18 protein-coding genes are annotated in these 18081 nt (G+C 72.4%); 10 read left to right on the top strand and 8 right to left on the bottom strand.

The annotated features are described in order from the left end of the window. Window positions 1-100: 100 nt before the first annotated feature. The gene (locus TNCT1_RS27195; protein WP_143636963.1) at window positions 101-508 is read right to left on the bottom strand and encodes a MazG nucleotide pyrophosphohydrolase domain-containing protein; all 408 of its coding nucleotides are present in this window, start codon (window positions 506-508) and stop codon (window positions 101-103) included. A 106-nt stretch (window positions 509-614) separates the two neighbouring features. On the opposite strand from TNCT1_RS27195, the gene TNCT1_RS27200 reads away from it, so the two are divergent. Further along, on the top strand, window positions 615-1613 hold the full coding sequence (locus TNCT1_RS27200; RefSeq protein ID WP_143636966.1) for a TAXI family TRAP transporter solute-binding subunit: 999 nt from the start codon (window positions 615-617) through the stop codon (window positions 1611-1613). Between the two features lie 135 nt (window positions 1614-1748). Here the strand turns inward: TNCT1_RS27200 and TNCT1_RS27205 are convergent, their stop codons facing one another. Together TNCT1_RS27205 and TNCT1_RS27210 are read right to left on the bottom strand one after the other, a co-directional pair. Further along, on the bottom strand, window positions 1749-3155 hold the full coding sequence (locus tag TNCT1_RS27205; RefSeq protein WP_143636969.1) for a HAMP domain-containing sensor histidine kinase: 1407 nt from the start codon (window positions 3153-3155) through the stop codon (window positions 1749-1751). 9 nt (window positions 3156-3164) lie between these two features. Next, window positions 3165-3851, bottom strand: coding sequence for a response regulator transcription factor (locus tag TNCT1_RS27210; protein WP_143636972.1), 687 nt, complete (start codon window positions 3849-3851; stop codon window positions 3165-3167). Window positions 3852-4146: 295 nt separating this feature from the next. On the opposite strand from TNCT1_RS27210, the gene TNCT1_RS27215 reads away from it, so the two are divergent. The 8 genes from TNCT1_RS27215 to TNCT1_RS27245 all read left to right on the top strand — a co-directional run bounded on the left by TNCT1_RS27215 (window position 4147) and on the right by TNCT1_RS27245 (window position 10536). Continuing rightward, a complete protein-coding gene (locus TNCT1_RS27215) occupies window positions 4147-4923 on the top strand; it encodes an amino acid ABC transporter ATP-binding protein (RefSeq protein ID WP_143636975.1) in 777 nt (258 codons plus the stop codon). 85 nt (window positions 4924-5008) lie between these two features. After that, window positions 5009-5839: a glutamate ABC transporter substrate-binding protein gene (locus TNCT1_RS27220; RefSeq protein ID WP_143636978.1), complete on the top strand. Its 831-nt coding sequence runs from the start codon at window positions 5009-5011 to the stop codon at window positions 5837-5839. 121 nt (window positions 5840-5960) lie between these two features. Then, window positions 5961-6626, top strand: coding sequence for an amino acid ABC transporter permease (locus tag TNCT1_RS27225; RefSeq protein ID WP_143636981.1), 666 nt, complete (start codon window positions 5961-5963; stop codon window positions 6624-6626). Further along, entirely contained in the window at window positions 6623-7525 is a 903-nt protein-coding gene (locus tag TNCT1_RS27230) for an amino acid ABC transporter permease (protein ID WP_143636984.1), read from the top strand. The genes TNCT1_RS27225 and TNCT1_RS27230 overlap by 4 nt, the downstream gene beginning before the upstream one ends. A 178-nt stretch (window positions 7526-7703) precedes the next feature. Beyond that, window positions 7704-9305, top strand: a complete 1602-nt coding sequence (locus tag TNCT1_RS27235) for an FAD-dependent monooxygenase (protein ID WP_143636987.1) — start codon at window positions 7704-7706, stop codon at window positions 9303-9305. 92 nt (window positions 9306-9397) lie between these two features. Next, window positions 9398-9469, top strand: a complete 72-nt coding sequence (locus TNCT1_RS37005) for a putative leader peptide (RefSeq protein WP_309544753.1) — start codon at window positions 9398-9400, stop codon at window positions 9467-9469. Between the two features lie 69 nt (window positions 9470-9538). Further along, the gene (locus TNCT1_RS27240) at window positions 9539-10126 is read left to right on the top strand and encodes a cysteine dioxygenase (RefSeq protein ID WP_143636989.1); all 588 of its coding nucleotides are present in this window, start codon (window positions 9539-9541) and stop codon (window positions 10124-10126) included. Then, window positions 10123-10536 (top strand): rhodanese-like domain-containing protein, encoded by a 414-nt coding sequence (locus TNCT1_RS27245; RefSeq protein WP_235902923.1) that lies wholly within the window; start codon window positions 10123-10125, stop codon window positions 10534-10536. Before TNCT1_RS27240 ends, TNCT1_RS27245 begins: the two co-directional genes overlap by 4 nt. A gap of 83 nt (window positions 10537-10619) precedes the next feature. On the opposite strand, the gene TNCT1_RS27250 is transcribed toward TNCT1_RS27245, so the two are convergent. The 5 genes from TNCT1_RS27250 to TNCT1_RS27270 all read right to left on the bottom strand — a co-directional run bounded on the left by TNCT1_RS27250 (window position 10620) and on the right by TNCT1_RS27270 (window position 17055). Then, window positions 10620-13148 (bottom strand): FtsX-like permease family protein, encoded by a 2529-nt coding sequence (locus TNCT1_RS27250; RefSeq protein WP_143636994.1) that lies wholly within the window; start codon window positions 13146-13148, stop codon window positions 10620-10622. A 205-nt stretch (window positions 13149-13353) separates the two neighbouring features. Further along, complete coding sequence (recX, locus tag TNCT1_RS27255; RefSeq protein WP_143636997.1) at window positions 13354-14190, bottom strand: recombination regulator RecX; 837 nt, start codon at window positions 14188-14190, stop codon at window positions 13354-13356. 3 nt (window positions 14191-14193) lie between these two features. Further along, window positions 14194-15315, bottom strand: a complete 1122-nt coding sequence (gene recA / locus TNCT1_RS27260) for a recombinase RecA (RefSeq protein ID WP_143637000.1) — start codon at window positions 15313-15315, stop codon at window positions 14194-14196. A gap of 231 nt (window positions 15316-15546) precedes the next feature. Then, window positions 15547-16800 carry an AI-2E family transporter gene (locus TNCT1_RS27265; RefSeq protein WP_174266473.1) on the bottom strand — a complete coding sequence of 418 codons (1254 nt, stop codon included), beginning with the start codon at window positions 16798-16800 and terminating at the stop codon, window positions 15547-15549. A gap of 60 nt (window positions 16801-16860) precedes the next feature. Beyond that, window positions 16861-17055, bottom strand: coding sequence for a DUF3046 domain-containing protein (locus tag TNCT1_RS27270; protein WP_143637002.1), 195 nt, complete (start codon window positions 17053-17055; stop codon window positions 16861-16863). 80 nt (window positions 17056-17135) lie between these two features. Here TNCT1_RS27270 and TNCT1_RS27275 point away from each other — a divergent pair, with 80 nt between their 5' ends. Next, window positions 17136-18080 carry a hypothetical protein gene (locus TNCT1_RS27275; RefSeq protein ID WP_143637005.1) on the top strand — a complete coding sequence of 315 codons (945 nt, stop codon included), beginning with the start codon at window positions 17136-17138 and terminating at the stop codon, window positions 18078-18080. Window position 18081 lies beyond the last annotated feature (1 nt).

Raw genomic sequence — 18081 nt, forward strand, 5'->3', positions numbered from 1 at the left:
CGCCCGCGTTCCGGGCGGCCGTACGGGGAGGTGGCCGTACGGCCGGCGTCAGGCGGCGCCGTCCGGGCCGCCGCCCAGGAGGGGGGCCGTGCGGCCGGTGTCAGGCTGCGCCGTCCGGTCTCCAGCCCTGCCGGCGCAGTACGGCCGCCACGTCCGGCGCCCGGTAGTGCTCCCCCTTGAGGACCTTGCCGTCGGCACGCCGGGCGACCTGGCCGCCGGGGCCCAGCTTGCTCATGTTGGCGCGGTGGATCTCGGCGATCACGTCGTCGAGGTCGATGCCGTGCACCAGCGCGGTGCCGTACGCCACGTACACCACGTCGGCCAGTTCGTGCGCGAGCCGGTCCAGCGGGCCCCCGACCGAGACCTCGGCCACCTCCGCGGCCTCCTCGGCGAGCAGATCCCCGCGGTGCGCGGCCAGTTCGGGCGCCACCTCGGTGGGCGTGCCGTGCGCGTCGAGGCCGAAGGCGAGGTGGAATTCGCGGACGAGTCGGGCGGGCGATGTGCTCATGCGGCGACTCTAACGGCCGCCACCGACAGCCCGGCTGTGCCGCCGTCGCACCCTGTGGTGACCCCGGCCCTGGTCAGCCCCGCGGGCGGCTGGCAGGATCGCCCGCATGTCCAAGGTGTTCCCCCGTATCAGCAGGCGCCGGGCGCTGCAGGGCGCGGCCGCCGGCGCCGTGGTCCTCGGGCTGCTGCTGTGGTGGCTGCTGCCGCTGGGCGAGAAGCCGCCGAGCGGGACGATCGTCTTCAGCACCGGCACGTCCCGCGGGGTCTACGAGGAGTACGGCAAGCGGCTGCGCACCGAGATGGGCAAGGACATGCCGGGCCTGAAGGTGAAGCTGCTGAACAGCGCCGGTTCGCAGGAGAACGTCCAGCGGCTGGCCGACGGGCACGCCGACTTCACGATCGCGGCGGCCGACGCGGTGGCGACCTACGAGCAGCGGCACCCGGAGGCGGCCGGCCGGCTGCGCGGAGTGGCCCGCCTGTACGACGACTACGTGCAGCTCATCGTGCCCCGCGACTCCGACGTGGAGAGCGTCGCCGACCTGCGGAACAAGCGGGTGGCGACCGGCCTGCCGAACTCCGGGGTGCGGCTGATCGCCGACCGGGTGCTCGAGGCCGCCGGCATCGACCCGCACAAGGACATCACCCCGGTGTCGGAAGGCATAGACACCGGGCCGGCCCGCCTCGCCCAGAGCAGGATCGACGCGTTCTTCTGGTCGGGCGGGCTGCCCACGAAGGGCCTGGAGGGACTGGCCAGGAAGGGCGCCTTCAAGTTCGTGCCGATCGACGGCGAGCTGGTCGCCAAGCTGCACGCGGGCGAGGAGGCCGGACGGTACTACCGGGCCACCAACATCCCCGAGTCGGCGTACGCGCGCGTGCAGCACGGCTCGACGGTGGCCACGATCGCGGTGTCCAACGTGCTGATGACCCGCACGGACGTGGATCCCCGGCTGACCGAGTGGGTCACCCGCACGGTGATCAAGAGCCGGGACGACATCGGCGCCCACGTCCACTCCGCGCAGCTCGTCGACCTGCGCACCGCGATCTACACCGACCCGCTGCCCCTGCAGCAGGGCGCCCGGCGCTACTACCGGTCGGTCAAGCCGTAGCGGGCGCCTTCGTCGCGGGCGCCTTCGTGACGGACGCCTTGGTGGCGGACGCCTTCGTGACGGGCGCCTTCGTGGCGGACGCCTTCGTGACGGGCACTCGCCCGCGAACCGGGACCCGGCCGCCCGGGGCGGTGTCTAGCGCGGCTCGGCGTGCCGCGGCACCGTCACGGTGACCGTGAGACCGCGCGGCTCGTGGTGCGCGTAGCCGATCGATCCGCCGCCCGCCGAGAGCAGGGCACGGGAGATGGACAGGCCGAGTCCCGAGCCCTTGACGTTCTGGTGGCGGCCGCTGCGCCAGAAGCGGTCGCCCACGCGCGCGAGTTCCTCGTCGGTGAGGCCGGGCCCGGTGTCGCTGACCCGGACCGTCGTGCTGTCGGCGTCGAAGGCCACCGCGACCTCGACCGCGCCGTCCTCGGGCGTGAACTTCACGGCGTTGTCGATCAGCGCGTCCAGCGCGCTGGACAGGGCGATCGGGTCGGCCCAGCCGGTCGTGGGCGGGCAGTCGCCGGTGAGGTGGACGCCCTTGGCGTCCGCGGCCGGCGCCCAGGCCGCCACCCGCTCCCCGGCGAGCGCGCCGATGTCGGTCAGCCGGAGGTCGGCCTCGGCGTGTTCGGCCAGCGCCAGGTCGAGCAGGTCGTCCAGCACCTGTGCGAGGCGCTTGCCCTCGGTGCGGACCGAGGCGATCTCCGCGTTGCCCTCCGGGAGTTCGAGGGCGAGCAGTTCGATGCGCAGCAGCAGCGCCGACAGCGGGTTGCGCAACTGGTGCGAGGCGTCGGCGACGAAGGCGCGCTGCTGCTCCAGGACGTCCTCGACGTTGTCCGCCATCTCGTTGAACGACCGTGCCAGCCGCCTGAGTTCGGGCGGTCCGCCGCCGACCGCGACCCGGGACTTCAGCCGCCCGGTGGCGATGTCGTGCGTGGTGGCGTCCAGCACGCGCACCGGTCTGAGCACCCAGCCGGTCAGCCGCAGCGCGGCGCCGACGGCGAGCAGCATCGCGGCGGCCTCGCCGGCCCCGATGACCAGCCAGCCGCGCAGGATGCGCGAGCGCAGTTGCCCGGTGGGCGAGTCGGTGACCACGACCGCCACCACGTCCCCGTCCCGGATCACCGGTGAGGCGACCACCAGCCGGCCGCGCTGCCAGGGCCACACCTGCTGCGGGTCGTGGCTGCGGCGGCTGAGCAGCGCCTCGTCGAAGGCCTCCCGCACCTCCCCCGTCCGCGGTACGAGCCAGTCGCCGGGTGCGTTGGCCATGGCGGCGTCGTTGCTGTAGAAGACACCGGCGCGGATGCCGTAGACGCCGTGGTAGCTGTCGAGTTCGCGGCGCAGGGTCTGCCTGCGCTCGTCCGTGGTGGACGGCCGGGACGCGGTCGGCACGTCGGTGACGAACTGGGCGAGCGCGGCGAAGCGCGCGGTGTCGTCGATCCGGTCGACGACGACCTTCTGCTGCTGGGCGGCGGCCAGGCTGACCGCGAGCGGCACGCCGAGGGCGAGGAGCACGGCCGCCATCAGGACGATGAGCAGCGGCAGCAGCCGGGTGCGCACCTGTCCCCGCTACGCGGCCGGGGCGACGAGCCGGTAGCCGACGCCTCGTACGGTCTCGATCAGCGCGGGCATGCGCAGTTTGGCGCGCAGGGAGGCGACGTGCACCTCCAGGGTGCGGCCGGTCCCCTCCCAGCTCGTGCGCCAGACCTCGCTGATGATCTGTTCTCGCCGGAAGACCACGCCGGGCCGCTGCGCGAGCAGGGCGAGCAGGTCGAACTCCTTGCGCGTCAGCTGGACCACCGAACCGTCCACGCTGACCTGGCGGGTGGGCAGTTCGATGTGCACGGACCCGAGCCGGAGCGCGTGGCCGGCGTCCGGGGCGGGCTCCTCGTGCACGGTGCGCCGGCTGACCGCGTGGATCCGGGCGAGCAGTTCACCGGTGTCGTACGGCTTCACGACGTAGTCGTCGGCGCCCAGGTTCAGCCCGTGGATGCGGGAGCGGACGTCGGCGCGGGCGGTCACCATGATCACCGGGGTGCTGGTGCGCTTGCGGATCTTGCCGCAGACCTCGTAGCCGTCCTGGTCGGGCAGGCCCAGGTCGAGCAGGACCACCCCGAAACCGTCGCTCTCGGGGACGAGCGCCTGGAGCGCCTCCTCGCCGCTGCGCGCGTGGGTGACGTCGAATCCGTGCCGCGCGAGGACGGCGGACAGGGCCGCGGCGACGTGGTTGTCGTCCTCGACGAGCAGCAGTCTCATCGCCGCCCCCTCCGGTTCAGTGGTCGTACGGTCGTCGTTCTCGTTCGGCCGGTATCTCCCGTGCACGCGCGCGTGCAGGATGAAGTCACGCCGATGGACAAGGACGGCGTCAAGGGGCATCCGGTTGCCTGGCGCTTCCGTTATGCGCCCGATACGTGGCACGCGACGCAAGTGCTACGACATGTGTCCGATTGCTATCGGATCGTGATGCTCAGATTCCCCTCAGATGTGATGACGCTGGTCACGGGCGCTCACTACTGTCCACCGAAACCGAGGAGGACGGAGCCCGAGAGCGATGACCGAAGTATCGGTGGCCAAGGAAGACGTGGCCGCGACCGGCGAACTGGTCGTCCTGAAGAGCGTCAACAAGCACTTCGGCGCGTTGCATGTGCTCCAGGACATCGACCTGACGATCGCCCGCGGCGAGGTCGTCGTGGTCATCGGGCCCTCCGGGTCCGGGAAGTCGACCCTGTGCCGCACCATCAACCGGCTGGAGACCGTCGACTCCGGCACCATCACCATCGACGGGAAGCCGCTTCCCCACGAGGGCAGGGAGCTGGCCCGGCTGCGCGCCGACGTCGGCATGGTCTTCCAGTCCTTCAACCTCTTCGCGCACAAGACCGTGCTCGAGAACGTGATGCTGGGCCAGATCAAGGTCCGCAAGGCGGACAAGAAGCAGGCCGAGGAGAAGGCCCGCGCGCTGCTCGACCGGGTCGGGGTGGGCACCCAGGCCGACAAGTACCCCGCGCAGCTCTCCGGCGGCCAGCAGCAGCGCGTCGCCATCGCCCGGGCGCTGGCGATGGGCCCGAAGGTCATGCTCTTCGACGAGCCGACCTCGGCCCTCGACCCCGAGATGATCAACGAGGTCCTCGAGGTCATGCAGCAGCTCGCGCGCGAGGGCATGACGATGATCGTCGTCACCCACGAGATGGGCTTCGCGCGCTCCGCCGCCAACCGGGTGGTCTTCATGGCGGACGGCCGCATCGTCGAGCAGGCCGCGCCCGACCAGTTCTTCAGCGCACCGCGCAGCGACCGGGCCAAGGACTTCCTGTCGAAGATCCTGCACCACTGACCGCGCGGAGCCCCGGCGCTCCGACGTTCCGGGGCCGCCCGTCCCTCACCGGCCCCGTTCTCCCACCACGCAAAGGATGTTCACCATGAAGCTCCGCAAGGTCACCGCCGCCTCGGCCGCCGTACTCGCCCTCGCCGTGGGCGCCACCGCGTGCGGCGGCAGCTCGGACAGCGGTTCGGGCGGCGGCAAGAAGATCAAGATCGGCATCAAGTACGACCAGCCCGGCCTGGGCCTGAAGGAGCCGGACGGTTCCTTCTCCGGCTTCGACGTGGACGTCGCCACCTACGTCGCCAAGGAGCTCGGCTACAAGCCGAACGAGATCCAGTGGGTGGAGACCAAGAGCGCCGACCGGGAGAACGCGCTGGCCCGCGGTGACGTGAAGTTCATCGCCGCGACGTACTCGATCACCGACGAGCGCAAGCAGAAGGTCGACTTCGCCGGCCCGTACCTGCTGGCCCACCAGGACCTGCTGGTCAAGGCCGACTCGAAGATCGCCAAGGGCACGGACCTCAACGGCAAGAACCTGTGCTCCGTGACCGGTTCGACCTCCGCGCAGAACGTCCAGAAGACGATCGCCCCGAAGGCGAACCTGAAGGAGAACAGCACCTACTCCGAGTGCATCGCCAGCCTGCAGAGCGGCGCGGTGGACGCGGTGACCACCGACGACTCGATCCTCGCGGGCTTCGCGGCGCAGGACAAGTACAAGGGCCAGTTCAAGCTCGCCGGCCTGAAGCTGAGCAACGAGAACTACGGCATCGGTGTCAAGAAGGGCGACACCGCGACCGAGGGCAAGATCAACAAGGCGCTGGAGAAGATGGTCAGCGACAAGTCCTGGCAGAAGGCCGTCGACAAGAACTTCGGTCCGGCCGACTACAAGAACGAGCAGGCCCCGAAGATCGGCCAGATCGTCAAGTAACGCGTGACTCCGCCGGCGCTCACTCCGGCGGGTGACGCAGGGTTCCCGCGGTGCGCCGCCGCTCCGGCGGCGGCGCGCCCCGCCCTCCACGTACGCCACACACCCGGAAGCGCGGGAGATCGTGTTCGACTTTCTTCAAGGTTATGACGTCCTAGGGGCGTTCTGGACGACGGTGCAGCTCACCCTCCTCTCCGCCGTCGGCTCCCTGGTCTGGGGCACCCTGCTGGCGGCGATGCGAGTCAGCCCGGTCCCGCTCATGCGCGGGTTCGGCACGGTCTACGTGAACATCGTCCGGAACATCCCGCTGACGATCATCATCCTCTTCACCTCGCTGGGTCTCGCCGACATCTTCCGGGTGACGATGGGCGCCTCCGACTTCAAGGTCCAGGGCTTCCGCCTGGCGGTCCTCGGCCTGATCGGCTACACCGCCGCGTTCGTCTGCGAGGCGATCCGCTCCGGCATCAACACGGTGCCGCTGGGCCAGGCGGAGGCGGCCCGCGCGATCGGGCTGAACTTCACCCAGACCCTGCGCCTGATCGTGCTGCCGCAGGCGTTCCGCGCGGTGATCGGACCGCTGGCCAACGTCCTGATCGCCCTGACGAAGAACACCACCGTCGCGGCCGCCATCGGCGTCGCCGAGGCCGCGACCCTGATGAAGACGATGATCGAGAACGAGGCCCAGACGCTGGCGATCGGCGCGGTCTTCGCGCTCGGCTTCGTGATCCTGACCCTGCCCATGGGCCTGGTGCTGGGCTGGCTCGGCAAGCGACTGGCGGTGAAGCGATGAGTTCCGTCCTCTACGACACTCCGGGGCCCCGCGCCAAACGGCGCAACGTACTGGTCTCCGTGGTCTTCTTCGTCCTGCTCGCCGTGCTGCTCTGGTGGGTCTGGCGGGTGCTGGACGACAAGAACCAGCTCCGCTGGGCGCTCTGGCAGCCGTTCACCACGTCCCAGGCGTGGACGACGTACCTCCTGCCCGGGCTCGTCAACACCCTGAAGGCGGCGGCGCTGGCCATGGTCATCGCGCTGCCGCTCGGCGCGGTCTTCGGCATAGCCCGCCTGTCCGACCACCGCTGGGTGCGGGCCGTGGCGAGTGTGGTCGTCGAGTTCTTCCGGGCCATCCCGGTCCTGCTGCTGATGCTGTTCGCCAACGAGTTCTTCAGCCGGTACACGCAGGTCACCAGCGACGAACGGCCCTTCTACGCGGTCGTCACCGGACTCGTGCTCTACAACGCCTCGGTCCTCGCCGAGGTCGTCCGGGCCGGCATCCTCGCCCTGCCGAAGGGACAGACCGAGGCCGCGTACGCGATCGGTCTGCGCAAGGGGCAGACGATGACCAGCATCCTGCTCCCGCAGGCGGTCACCACCATGCTGCCCGCCATCGTCAGCCAGCTCGTGGTCATCGTGAAGGACACCGCGCTGGGCGGTGTGATGCTGGGCTACGCGGAACTGCTCAGCGAGCGCGGCACCCTCGCGGCCAACTACGCCAACGTCATCGCCAGCTTCGTCGTCGTGGCGGTCGTCTACATCGTCCTGAACTTCGCCCTGACCTCCTTCGCGAGCTGGCTGGAGGGCCGGCTGCGGCGCAGCAAGCGCGGCACCGGCGCGGTGCTCGGCGCCGAGGACCTGGAGGAGCTCAACCCGGCGGCGGTGGGCGGCGGTCTCGGGACCGGAAGCGCCGTCTGACCGGTCGTCACCTCACCCGTTCGGCCCCCGGAGGCAGTGGCATGATCGCCACTGCCTCCGGTCGCTTGACGCGATCTCCGCCAATGGGTTGCATACATTCTGTGATCGTGCACCCTGCTCCAACCTCCTGTTCACACACGTCCCCGAAGGCACCGCTGCGGGCAGGGGGCGCCGCGCCGTGGACCCGGTGATCATCGTCGGAGCGGGGCCCGTGGGGCTCACGCTCGCCCTGGCGCTGGCCCGTCAGGAGGTTCCCTCCGTCGTCCTGGACGAGGGTCCGGGCAAGGACGAACCCCGTCCGGCGCGCACCGTCGTGCTGCGCGAGGACACGGCCGCCCTGGTGGAGCGGCTGACCGGGACCGCGCTCGGCGAGCAGGGGATGAGATGGACCGGATTCCGGGCGGTGCGGCGCAAGCAGGTGACGGGTGAGATCACCTTCGACGCGGCGGACCCGGCTCCGCTGCACATCGCCCAGCACGTGCTCACCGGCGCCCTGCGCGCCGCAATCGCGGACGAGCCGCTGGTCAAGGTCGCCGTGGACAGCCGGCTCGACTCGATGGAGCAGGAACGCTCCGGCGTCACCGCGCACACCCGCGGCCCCGGCGGCACCTGGTGGCGCGGCAGTTATCTGGTCGGCTGCGACGGCCCCCGCTCGACGGTCCGCAAGCTGCAGGACATCCGCTTCCCGGGCCGTACGGCGGTCGAACGGCACGCGGTCGCCGCACTGCGCGCCGAACTTCCCTGGGAGGGAGAGGCGTTGCTCCACCGGATGCCGCCGTGGCGGCAGTCCGGGCCCTCGGCCGTGGAGGTGACCGCCCGCCCCCTCCCGCACGGCGTGTGGCGCCTGGACTGGCTGCTGCCACCGGGCAAGGACCTGGTCACGCCCGAGCTGCTGGTGGCCCGGATCCGCGAGACCCTCGCGGGCTGGACGGACGGCTCCACCCCGCCGTACGACCTGCTCGACACGGGTGTCCACACGGTGCACCACCGGGTGGCCCGGCGCTGGCGGGCCGGCCGGGTCTTCCTGGCCGGGGACGCGGCCCACCTGCTCGGCGCGCTCGGCACCCAGGGGCTCGACGAGGGACTCCGGGACGCCGACAACCTGGCCTGGAAACTGGCCCCGGCCTGGCACCACGGGCATCACGAGGCCCTGCTCGACAGCTACCAGACCGAGCGCCGCGCGGTGGTGGCCGCCCGGCTGCGCGCCGCCGACCAGGCGCTGCCGGTGCTGCGCGGCGGTGGCGGGCTGCGCCACATCGTCCCCGGCGCGGCCCGCGGCCACGACGCGCTGCTCACGGACGGTCATCTGGGGCGCGGCCCGCTGGGCGCGCCGGGGGCGTACGCCGACTCGCCGCTCGCGCCGGAGCGCCTGGAGGGCGAGATCCCGGTCGGGACCGCGCCGGGCGCACCGGTCACGGACGTACGGGTCACCGCGGAGGATGGTTCCTTCGTACGGCTGCGCGACCGGCTGGGCCGCGGCACGCTGCTGGTCGTGCTCATCGCGCCGGGCACGGGCGTGTGGGACCGCAAGCACTGGGTGTCCGCCGGGGTCATGCCCCGGCTGGCCGCCGCGGTGACCGCCCTGCCGCATCCGGCGGAGCTCCTGGTCGCCGAGGAGTACCCGGGTGCGCCTGCGCACAGCGTGCTGCTGGTGCGCCCCGACGGCCACCTGGTCACCGCGCTCAGCGGGGTACGCCCGGCCGACCTGTACACGGCGGCGGAGGCGGCCGTGGGCGGCGCGGTGAGGCGGCAGGCGGAGGCGGGTTCCGGCGTGCGCTGACCGAGGGCTCCGGCACTGGCTGTCCGCATGGTGACGGTGAGTTGACCCGCGTTCGGCGGCGTGCTGTACTCCGGATCGTGACCGACACCTGTGTGCGCCTGTGGCGGAGGGTCCATATGGACCTCGTCCGCTACGCGGGCTGCGTGTGTCGCCCGTCCTGCTGAATTTCGCTCCCCTTTCTTCCGGGCGCCGTCGTGCGCCCGTTTCGGCGAACCTTCCTCAGGACGGTGCACGTGTCTGTCTCCCCCTCTGTCTCCGGCCCCCTCCCCGTTCCCGGCTCCGCTGCCGCCGCCGCCACGCCCCCTGCCGCCGCGGGTGCCGCCGGTCCAGCGCCGACCCAGGCGGACCTCCTCGACTTCGCGCGGCGCACGGCCGCCGACACCGGGCTGATCGCCTCGCTCCCGCTCGACCCGGAGGGCCGCACCTGGGTGCGCCTGGAGGGCCCCGGCGGCAGCGAGGCCTGGCTGATCGGATGGCCGCCGGGCAGTGGCACCGGCTGGCACGACCATGCCGATTCCGTCGGCGCCTTCGTCACCGCCTCCGGTGAACTCCGGGAGCACTCGCTGGCGGCCCGGCTGCCCACCGACGGCTGGAAGACCCTGGAGCTCTCCGAGGACGTCGACCGCCGGCGCCGGCTGCCCGCCGGGCAGGGCCGCGCCTTCGGCCGCCACCATGTGCACGAGGTGCTCAACGAGTCCCCGGACCGGCACGCCGTCTCGGTCCACGCCTACTTCCCGCCCCTGCCGCGGATCCGCCGCTACAGTCGCACGGGCCAGGTGCTGCGCCTGGAGCAGGTCGAACGCCCGGAGGACTGGCAGTGAGCGGCGAACCGACGGTACGGCCGGCCGGCATCGACGAGTTGCTGGAGCGGGTCCGTACGGGCTACCGGCGCGTCGAGGCACGAGCGGCGCACGAGGAGGCCCGCAGCGGTGAGGCCCTGCTGGTCGACATCCGGTACGCGGCGCTGCGCGAGCGGGACGGGCTGATCCCCGGCGCCCTGGTCGTCGAACGCAACGAACTCGAGTGGCGCCTCGATCCCCTCGGCAGCCACCGGGTGCCCGAGGCCACCGGCCACGATCTGCGGATCGTCGTCATCTGCAACGAGGGCTACGCCTCCAGCCTGGCGGCCGCCTCCCTCCACCAGCTCGGGCTGCACCGGGCGACTGACCTGGTGGGCGGCTTCCAGGCGTGGCGGGCGGCGGGGCTGCCGGTGGAACCGGCGGCGGGCTGAACGGCCGCCGGTGACGCCAGCGTCGGCGTCGGCGTCGGCGTCAGGTTGGACGGCTGCCCCGGGTCCGGCCTTCGCCGCTCGCCCTACTCCTTCGCGGTGGCCACCGTCACGGCCGGGACGCGCAGCGCCATCCGCCCGGGAAGGGCGCTGGCGGTGAGCGCCAGCAGGCCGGCCACCGCGACGACGGTGACGTACAGCAGGGGGACGACCGTCGGGGCCGCCCGGCCCGTCATGCCGAGGCTGAACGCGGTGAGCACGGCGAGGGAGATGCCGCTGCCGAGCGCGGTGGCGAGGAGCAGCACGGACAGCGCCTCGGTGCGGAGCATGCGCAGCACCTGGCGGCGGGTCGCGCCGGCGAGGCGGAGGAGCGCGAACTCCCTGACACGTTCCGCGACCGACATCGCGAGGGTGTTGACCACCGCGATGGCGGTGAACGCCAGGACCAGCCCCATGGCCAGGTAGTTGACCTCGGCGTTCGCCTGCTGCCGCTCGGCCTGGAGGGAGTCCGCGGCGGCCGGCGACAGGATCCTCAGCCCGGGGAACTCACGCAGTGTGGTGGCGAGTTCCGTCTTCGTACGGGTCGTCGCCACGAGGACGGAGGAGGCGAGCGGGTTGTCCATGTGGCGGGCCAGCAGGTCGTGGGCGAAGGTGAGGTCGCCGAAGCCGAGACCCCGCCCGTAGACGGCGGCGACGGTGAGCGTGGCGGGCGTCCCGTCGCCGAGCGTCAGTTTCAGACTGCTTCCGGGCTTCAGGTGATGCTGGTCGGCGGCCAAACGGCTGACGGCGACGGTGCCGGGGGCGAGGTCCGCGAAGGATCCGGCGGTGACCTCCGGGTCCCAGGTGCGGGTGAGGCCGGCCGGGGTGACGCCCTGGGCGGCGTACTTGTCGAGCCCGACGCGGACGGTGGTGCGGACGACCTCGGTGACGGTGTCGTGCCGGGCCCGCAGCAGCCGCGCGGCCTCACCCGGGACGCCGGGGCCCTGGGCGGCGACGACCCAGTCGGCGGTGACCCCCTCGCGGGCCTGGGCCCGGGCGGCGCCGCCGAGGGTCGACTGGACGAACAGCACCGTGCAGGTCATGCCGATGAGCAGAGTGAGGGGGGTGACGACGGAGGCCATCCGGGCGGCGTTGCCGCGCAGGTTGGCGGTGGCGAGCCGGCCGCCGTGACCGGTGAGCCGGAGCGGAAGGGCGAGCAGCAGCGCGGCCGCCTTGACCAGCAGGGGGCCGAGCAGGGCGACGGAGGTGGACAGCACGACGACGGCGAGGAAGGTCACCGGGGTCGAGGCGGGCTCGGTGCGCAGGGCGGTGAGTACGGCGACGAGGACGATGCCGCCGGCGAGGCACAGCAGACCGGCGGCGATACGCCCCCAGGCGGGACGGGTGCGCTCGGCCCTTGCTTCGGCCAGGGCCTCGGCCGGGCGGATCCTGGAGACCCGGCGGGAGGCGAAACGCGCCGCCGCCCAGGCGCCGAGCAGGGTCGCGCCGAGCGCGGCGAACGGCGGGAAGACGCTGGTGGTGTGCTGCAGCGTGTCGGGTACGGCGCCGAGGGCGACGAACCTGGAGTGCAGCAGACCGCCCAGCGGCAGGCCGAGGAGCGCGCCGGTCGTGCCCGCCGCCGCGCCGATGATCAGCGCCTCCCGGCCGAGCAGCTTGCGGACCTGTCCGGGTGTGGCGGCGATGGCCCGGAGCAGGGCGAGTTCGCGCTGGCGCTGCTGGACGGTGAGGGCGAAGGTGCCGACGACCACGAGCACCGCCACCAGCAGCGAGGTGCCGCCCATGGCGCCGCCCATGCTGACCAGCCGGGTGCGGGCGGCGGCCGCGTCCAGGAACTCGACGGGGCCGCGCGCGTCGCCGGTGCTGACCTGCGCGGTGGTGCCGTGCAGTGCCCGTGCCACGGACTGCCGCACCGTCTCGGGATCGGCACCCCGGGCCGGGAGGACGCCGAAAGCGCTGACCTGCCCGGGACGTCCGGCCAGCCGGCGGGCCTCCGCGGTGGAGAAGAACAGGGACGTCTGGTGGCGTACGGGCGTGGCCGGGGTGGCGATGCCGGTGATCCGGTACTCGCGCGGTGAGCGCGTGGACTGCACGGTGAGGCGGTCGCCGGGCCGGAGGCCGGCGCGCGCGGCGAGGTCGTGCTCGACGACGAGGTCGCCGGTGGTTCTGGGCGCCGAGCCGACGGTGAGCCGGTACGGGGTCAGCGCCGCCGATTCCCAGGCGTGCCCGTAGGCGGTGCGGCCACCGGTGCCGGCCGGGGTCAACGGCTGTGCGATGAAGGTCAGTTCGGGCACGACCCGGGCGACGCCGGGGGTGCGGGCGAGGGTCGCGCCCAGGCCGGCGGAGAGCCAGGCGCGTTCGGCGACGGGTTTCGCCTTGTGCTTGACCTTGGTCTTGCCCTTCTTGTGCTTCACGGTGGTGCGGTGGACGTACTGGTCGGCGGAGACCACCACGGGAGCGGCGGCGTAGCGCTCGGTGCGGATCGCGCCGCGCAGACCGGTGTCGAGGAGGGTGCCGCAGGCGGTGATCAGAGCGGCCGCGCACATCAGGGCGAGGAAGGCGCCGAGGAAGCCCGCCTTGCGGGCGCGGACGGTCTTGAGGGCATAGCGCAGCATCATCAGGGCGGGCTCTTTCCCGTGGTGAGTCCCGGTGTCCGGTGTCGGCCGGCCTCGGCGTGGGCCGTGGCCCGGGGCGTGGCTACACCTTCGCCCGTGGGGGGCGTCCGGGGCACTGCGGTGGTCAGGTGTCCTGGGCGGGGGCTAGCCCCACCCCGTCACGCGGCCGGCGCCCCCCGGCGGCCCCCGGCGGCCCGGGCGCCCGCCGTCAGAAGCCCTCGCCCTCGAGGAACTCCGTGTCCTCGCCCTCCTCCTCCAGGGCCTGGCGGACGACGCGGAGGGCCATGCCCTCGGGATAGCCCTTGCGGGCGAGCATGCCGGCCAGGCGCCGGAGCCGCTTGTCGCGCTCCAGGCCCCGGGTGGCCCGCAGCTTGCGGGCGACGAGTTCCCTGGCGGTCTCCTCCTCCTGCTCGGAGTCGAGCCTGCCGACGGCCTCGTCGATCAGCGTGGAGTCGACGCCCTTGGTGCGCAGTTCACGGGCGAGTGCGCGGCGGGCCAGTCCCCTGCCGTGGTGCCGGGACTCCACCCAGGCGTCCGCGAACGCGCCGTCGTCGATGAGCCCGACCTCCTCGAACCGCGAGAGCACCTCCTCGGCCGCCTCCTCGGGGATGTCCCGCTTGCGCAGGGCGTCCGCGAGTTGCTTTCGCGTGCGCGGGGTCCCGGTGAGCAGGCGCAGACAGATGGCCCGCGCCCGCTCCACCGGGTCCCCCGAAGACTCCCCCTGCTCGGCCCTCGACGAGGCAGGGGCGCCTTCGTCCTGATCGGGCGGCTCCCCGAAGCCGCCCCGTCGGCGGCCCCGGCCGCGCCCGCGGCCGCCGCGCGATCCGGTGGCCCGCCCCGCGCCACCGGTGCCTTCCCCGTACGGCTCGCCGCCCGGGTGACGGCCGCCGCTCCCGGTCTCCCCGTGTCCCCCGTCGCCCTGTGCGTCGCCGCCGTACCCGTCGTCGCCGGCCGTGGCGGAGCCGATGTCGCCCCCGGTGCCCCTCCCCCGTGGGGCGTCGGGGGTGGCGTACTCGTACTCGGCCCAGTCGGTTCGTCGCGTCACGGGTCAGCTCTTGGCTGCGGCGGCCTTGGGCTTGGTGGCCTTGGCGGCCGCGGGCGCCGTCTTGGCGGCGTCGTCGGCCGGGGTGGCGACCGCCGCGTCGGCGCCCGGCTCGGCGGAGGGCTCCTCCGCGCGGACGCCCACGCCCAGCTTCTCCTTGATCTTCTTCTCGATCTCGTTGGCCAGGTCGGGGTTGTCCTTCAGGAAGTTGCGCGCGTTCTCCTTGCCCTGGCCGAGCTGGTCGCCCTCGTACGTGTACCAGGCGCCGGCCTTGCGGACGAAGCCGTGCTCCACGCCCATGTCGATCAGGCCGCCCTCACGGCTGATGCCCTGGCCGTAGAGGATGTCGAACTCGGCCTGCTTGAAGGGCGGCGCGACCTTGTTCTTGACGACCTTGCAGCGGGTACGGTTGCCGACCGCCTCCGTGCCGTCCTTCAGGGTCTCGATGCGGCGGATGTCGATGCGCACCGAGGCGTAGAACTTCAGCGCCCGGCCACCGGTCGTGGTCTCCGGGGAGCCGAACATCACACCGATCTTCTCGCGGAGCTGGTTGATGAAGATCGCGGTGGTCTTGGACTGGTTGAGCGCGCTGGTGATCTTCCGCAGTGCCTGGCTCATCAGCCGGGCCTGCAGACCGACGTGGCTGTCGCCCATCTCGCCCTCGATCTCCGCGCGCGGGACGAGCGCGGCCACGGAGTCGATGACGATGAGGTCGAGGGCGCCGGAGCGGACCAGCATGTCCACGATCTCCAGGGCCTGCTCGCCGTTGTCGGGCTGGGAGAGGATCAGGTTGTCGATGTCGACGCCGAGCTTCCTCGCGTACTCGGGGTCGAGGGCGTGCTCCGCGTCCACGAACGCGACCTGGCCGCCCGCCTTCTGGGCGTTGGCCACGGCGTGCAGGGTCAGCGTGGTCTTGCCGGAGGACTCCGGTCCGTAGATCTCCACGACGCGGCCGCGCGGCAGGCCACCGACGCCAAGGGCGACGTCGAGCGCGGTCGACCCGGTCGGGATGACCTCGATCGGCTCCCTCGACCGCTCGCCCATGCGCATGACAGCGCCCTTGCCGAATTGCCGTTCAATCTGTGCGAGCGCGGCGTCGAGCGCCTTCTCGCGGTCGGTTCCTGCCATGGGTTCCACCCGGTTTGCTTGAGTCGATCGCTTCACGTCAAAGACGCTAACGCCTGCCACTGACAATGCGCCCCGACGCAGGTCCGGCCTGTGGATAACCTGGGCACACACCCCACACAAAGGGGACAAACTCCCCACTCCGGGCCTCGCCTGAGCTTCCATAAGAATGGATGTTCGATTTTGGTGTCAAGCGCACCGCACGGGCCCCGGAGGCCCGTGCGGTGCGGGCCGCTACGAGGACTCCTGCGACTCCGGCCGTCTGTCCCACAGCAGCCGTACCCGGGTGAACGCGCCGGGACGGCCCGGATCCCGCCGGGGACGCCCGTGCACCCGCGGATCGTCCGTGACGGTGTACCGCTTCACGTACGCCCCAAGGAACGCCTGCAGCGTGGCGACCGCGGGAATGGCGATCAGCGCGCCGACCGCACCGAGCAGCGCGGTGCCCGCGATCACCGAGCCGAAGGCGACCGCCGGATGGATGTCGACGGTCTTGGAGGTCAGCTTGGGCTGCAGCATGTAGTTCTCGAACTGCTGGTAGATCACGACGAAGACCAGCACCCACACCGCGTACCAGGGGTTCACGGTGAACGCGATCAGCATCGGCAGCGCGCCCGCGAGATAGGTGCCGATGGTGGGGATGAACTGCGAGACCAGCCCCACCCAGACGCCGAGCACGGGCGCGTACGGCACGCCCAGCGCCTCGAGCAGGATGTAGTGCGCGATGCCGGAGACGAGCGCCATGAGGCCGCGCGAGTAGAGGTAGCCGCCCGTCTTGTCCACGGCGATCTCCCAGGCGCGCAGCACCTCGGCCTGCCGCGCGGGCGGCAGGACGGAGCACAGGGCACGGCGCAACCGGGGGCCGTCGGCGGCGAAGTAGAACGAGAACAGCGCGACCGTCAGCAGCTGGAAGAGGCCGCCGAGCACCTGGGCGGACACGTCGAGCACGCCGGCCGCGCTGTTCTGCGCGTACTTGCGCAGCCAGTCGGAGTGCAGCAGGCCCTCCTGGACGTCCACGCGTCTCAGCTCCGTGTGGAACGTCGTGTTGACCCAGTTGATCACCGAGTCCAGGTAGTCGGGGAAACCCTCGACCATCTTGATGATCTGTCCCGCCAGCATCGACCCCAGCAGTGTGACGAATCCCGCCGCGGCGACGGTCAGGCCGAGGAAGACCAGGAAGGTCGCGAGGCCCCGGCGCATGCCGTGGGCGGCCATCCAGCTCACCGCGGGCTCTATGGCGAGCGCGAGGAAGAAGGCGATCAGGATGTTGATCAGCAGGCCGGTCACCTGGTGGAAGGCCCAGCTTCCCAGCTGGAACGCGGCGATCAGCGCGAGTGCGAGCACCATGGCGCGCGGGAGCCAGCGCGGCATGCGGCCGGCGGGCCGCCCGGCCGTGTCGTCGTCGGCCGGGCGCCGGGCGGGCGGCGGCGTAGCGGTCGGGGAGGCTGCGTGCCGGACGGCCGGCTCATTGTCGTCAGTGGGTGCCACGCACCCAGTCTCGCCCACCCCGCCGGCGGCCCCGGTCCCATCGGCGGTGCCCGTGTCGGCTCAGTGCCTCTCCCCGGGCACGTTCATGACGGAGCAGACCACGCGCCACACTTCCCTGGCGTCCCAGCCGGCGTCCAGTGCCTCCTGCACCGTGCGCCCGCCCAGCTCCGACATCACATGATCGCGCGCGAAGGTGTCGGCGTACCCCGGACCGAAGTGCTCCGCCATCCGCTGCCAGAAGACCGTCAACCGCATGACTCCAGTATCCCGCCCCTGGGGGTGGGGCCCGCCGGGGAGCGCCTGGCGAGACCGCTTTCCGCCCTACGGTCTGTCGCATGGCCGACTCAGGAGCTCCCCCGCTCTCCCCGACGCCCCCGGCGCGCTCCCCGCTCTTCCGCGCCGAACAGTTCGTCTGGCTCACCGCGCGCGTGCTGGAGCAGCGGCTCTTCGCGCACCACTTCCTGAACGGCGCCGCCGACCCGGTGGAGGCCGCGCTGGACGCCTACCGCAACGAGGACGGCGGCTACGGCCACGCGCTGGACCCCGATCTGCGCGGACCCGTGAGCCAGCCGCTGCACGCCGCTCGCGCGCTGGGCGTCCTGGACGCCATCGGGCGCTGCGGCGGTCAGCGGGTGGAGCGGATGTGCCGTCACCTGACCTCCGTCTCGGCCGCGGACGGCGCGCTGCCGGCGGTCGGCCCGGGTCAGCGCGGCTACCCGGTGGCGCCGTTCGTCCCGGTGGTGGACGATCCGCCGAGCGAGCTGCTGGCCACCGGCCCCGTGGTGGGGCTGCTGCACCGCAACGAGGTGTGGCACGCCTGGCTGTTCCGGGCCACCGACTTCTGCTGGCAGGCGGTGGAGTCGCTGCGGAAGCCCCACCCCCGCGAGGTGCGGGCCGCGGTGATCTTCCTGGACTCCGTCCCGGACCGCCCGCGCGCGGAGGCGGCCGCCGACCGGCTGGGCCGCCTGGTGCGCCGGCAGCGGCTGGCGGCCCTGGATCCGGACCGGCTCGACGCGTACCCGGTCGCGCCCGGGTACGCGCCCGGCGACCACCACTTCCCGCACGACTTCGCGAGGAGCCCGCGATCGCTCGCGCGCGCGTGGTTCACCGACGACGAGATGGCGCGCTCCATGGACTTCCTCGCCGGGTCGCAGCAGGAGGACGGCGGCTGGCCCGTCCGCCGGCCCCGGTGGGCGCCGGCCCCGGTGCTGGAGGCGCGGCCCGTGGTGACGATCGAGGCCCTGAGCACCCTCAGGGCCTACGGCCGCTTCGTGGGCTGAG

It is taken from the genome of Streptomyces sp. 1-11, assembly GCF_007176755.1.
Lineage (GTDB): Bacteria > Actinomycetota > Actinomycetes > Streptomycetales > Streptomycetaceae > Streptomyces.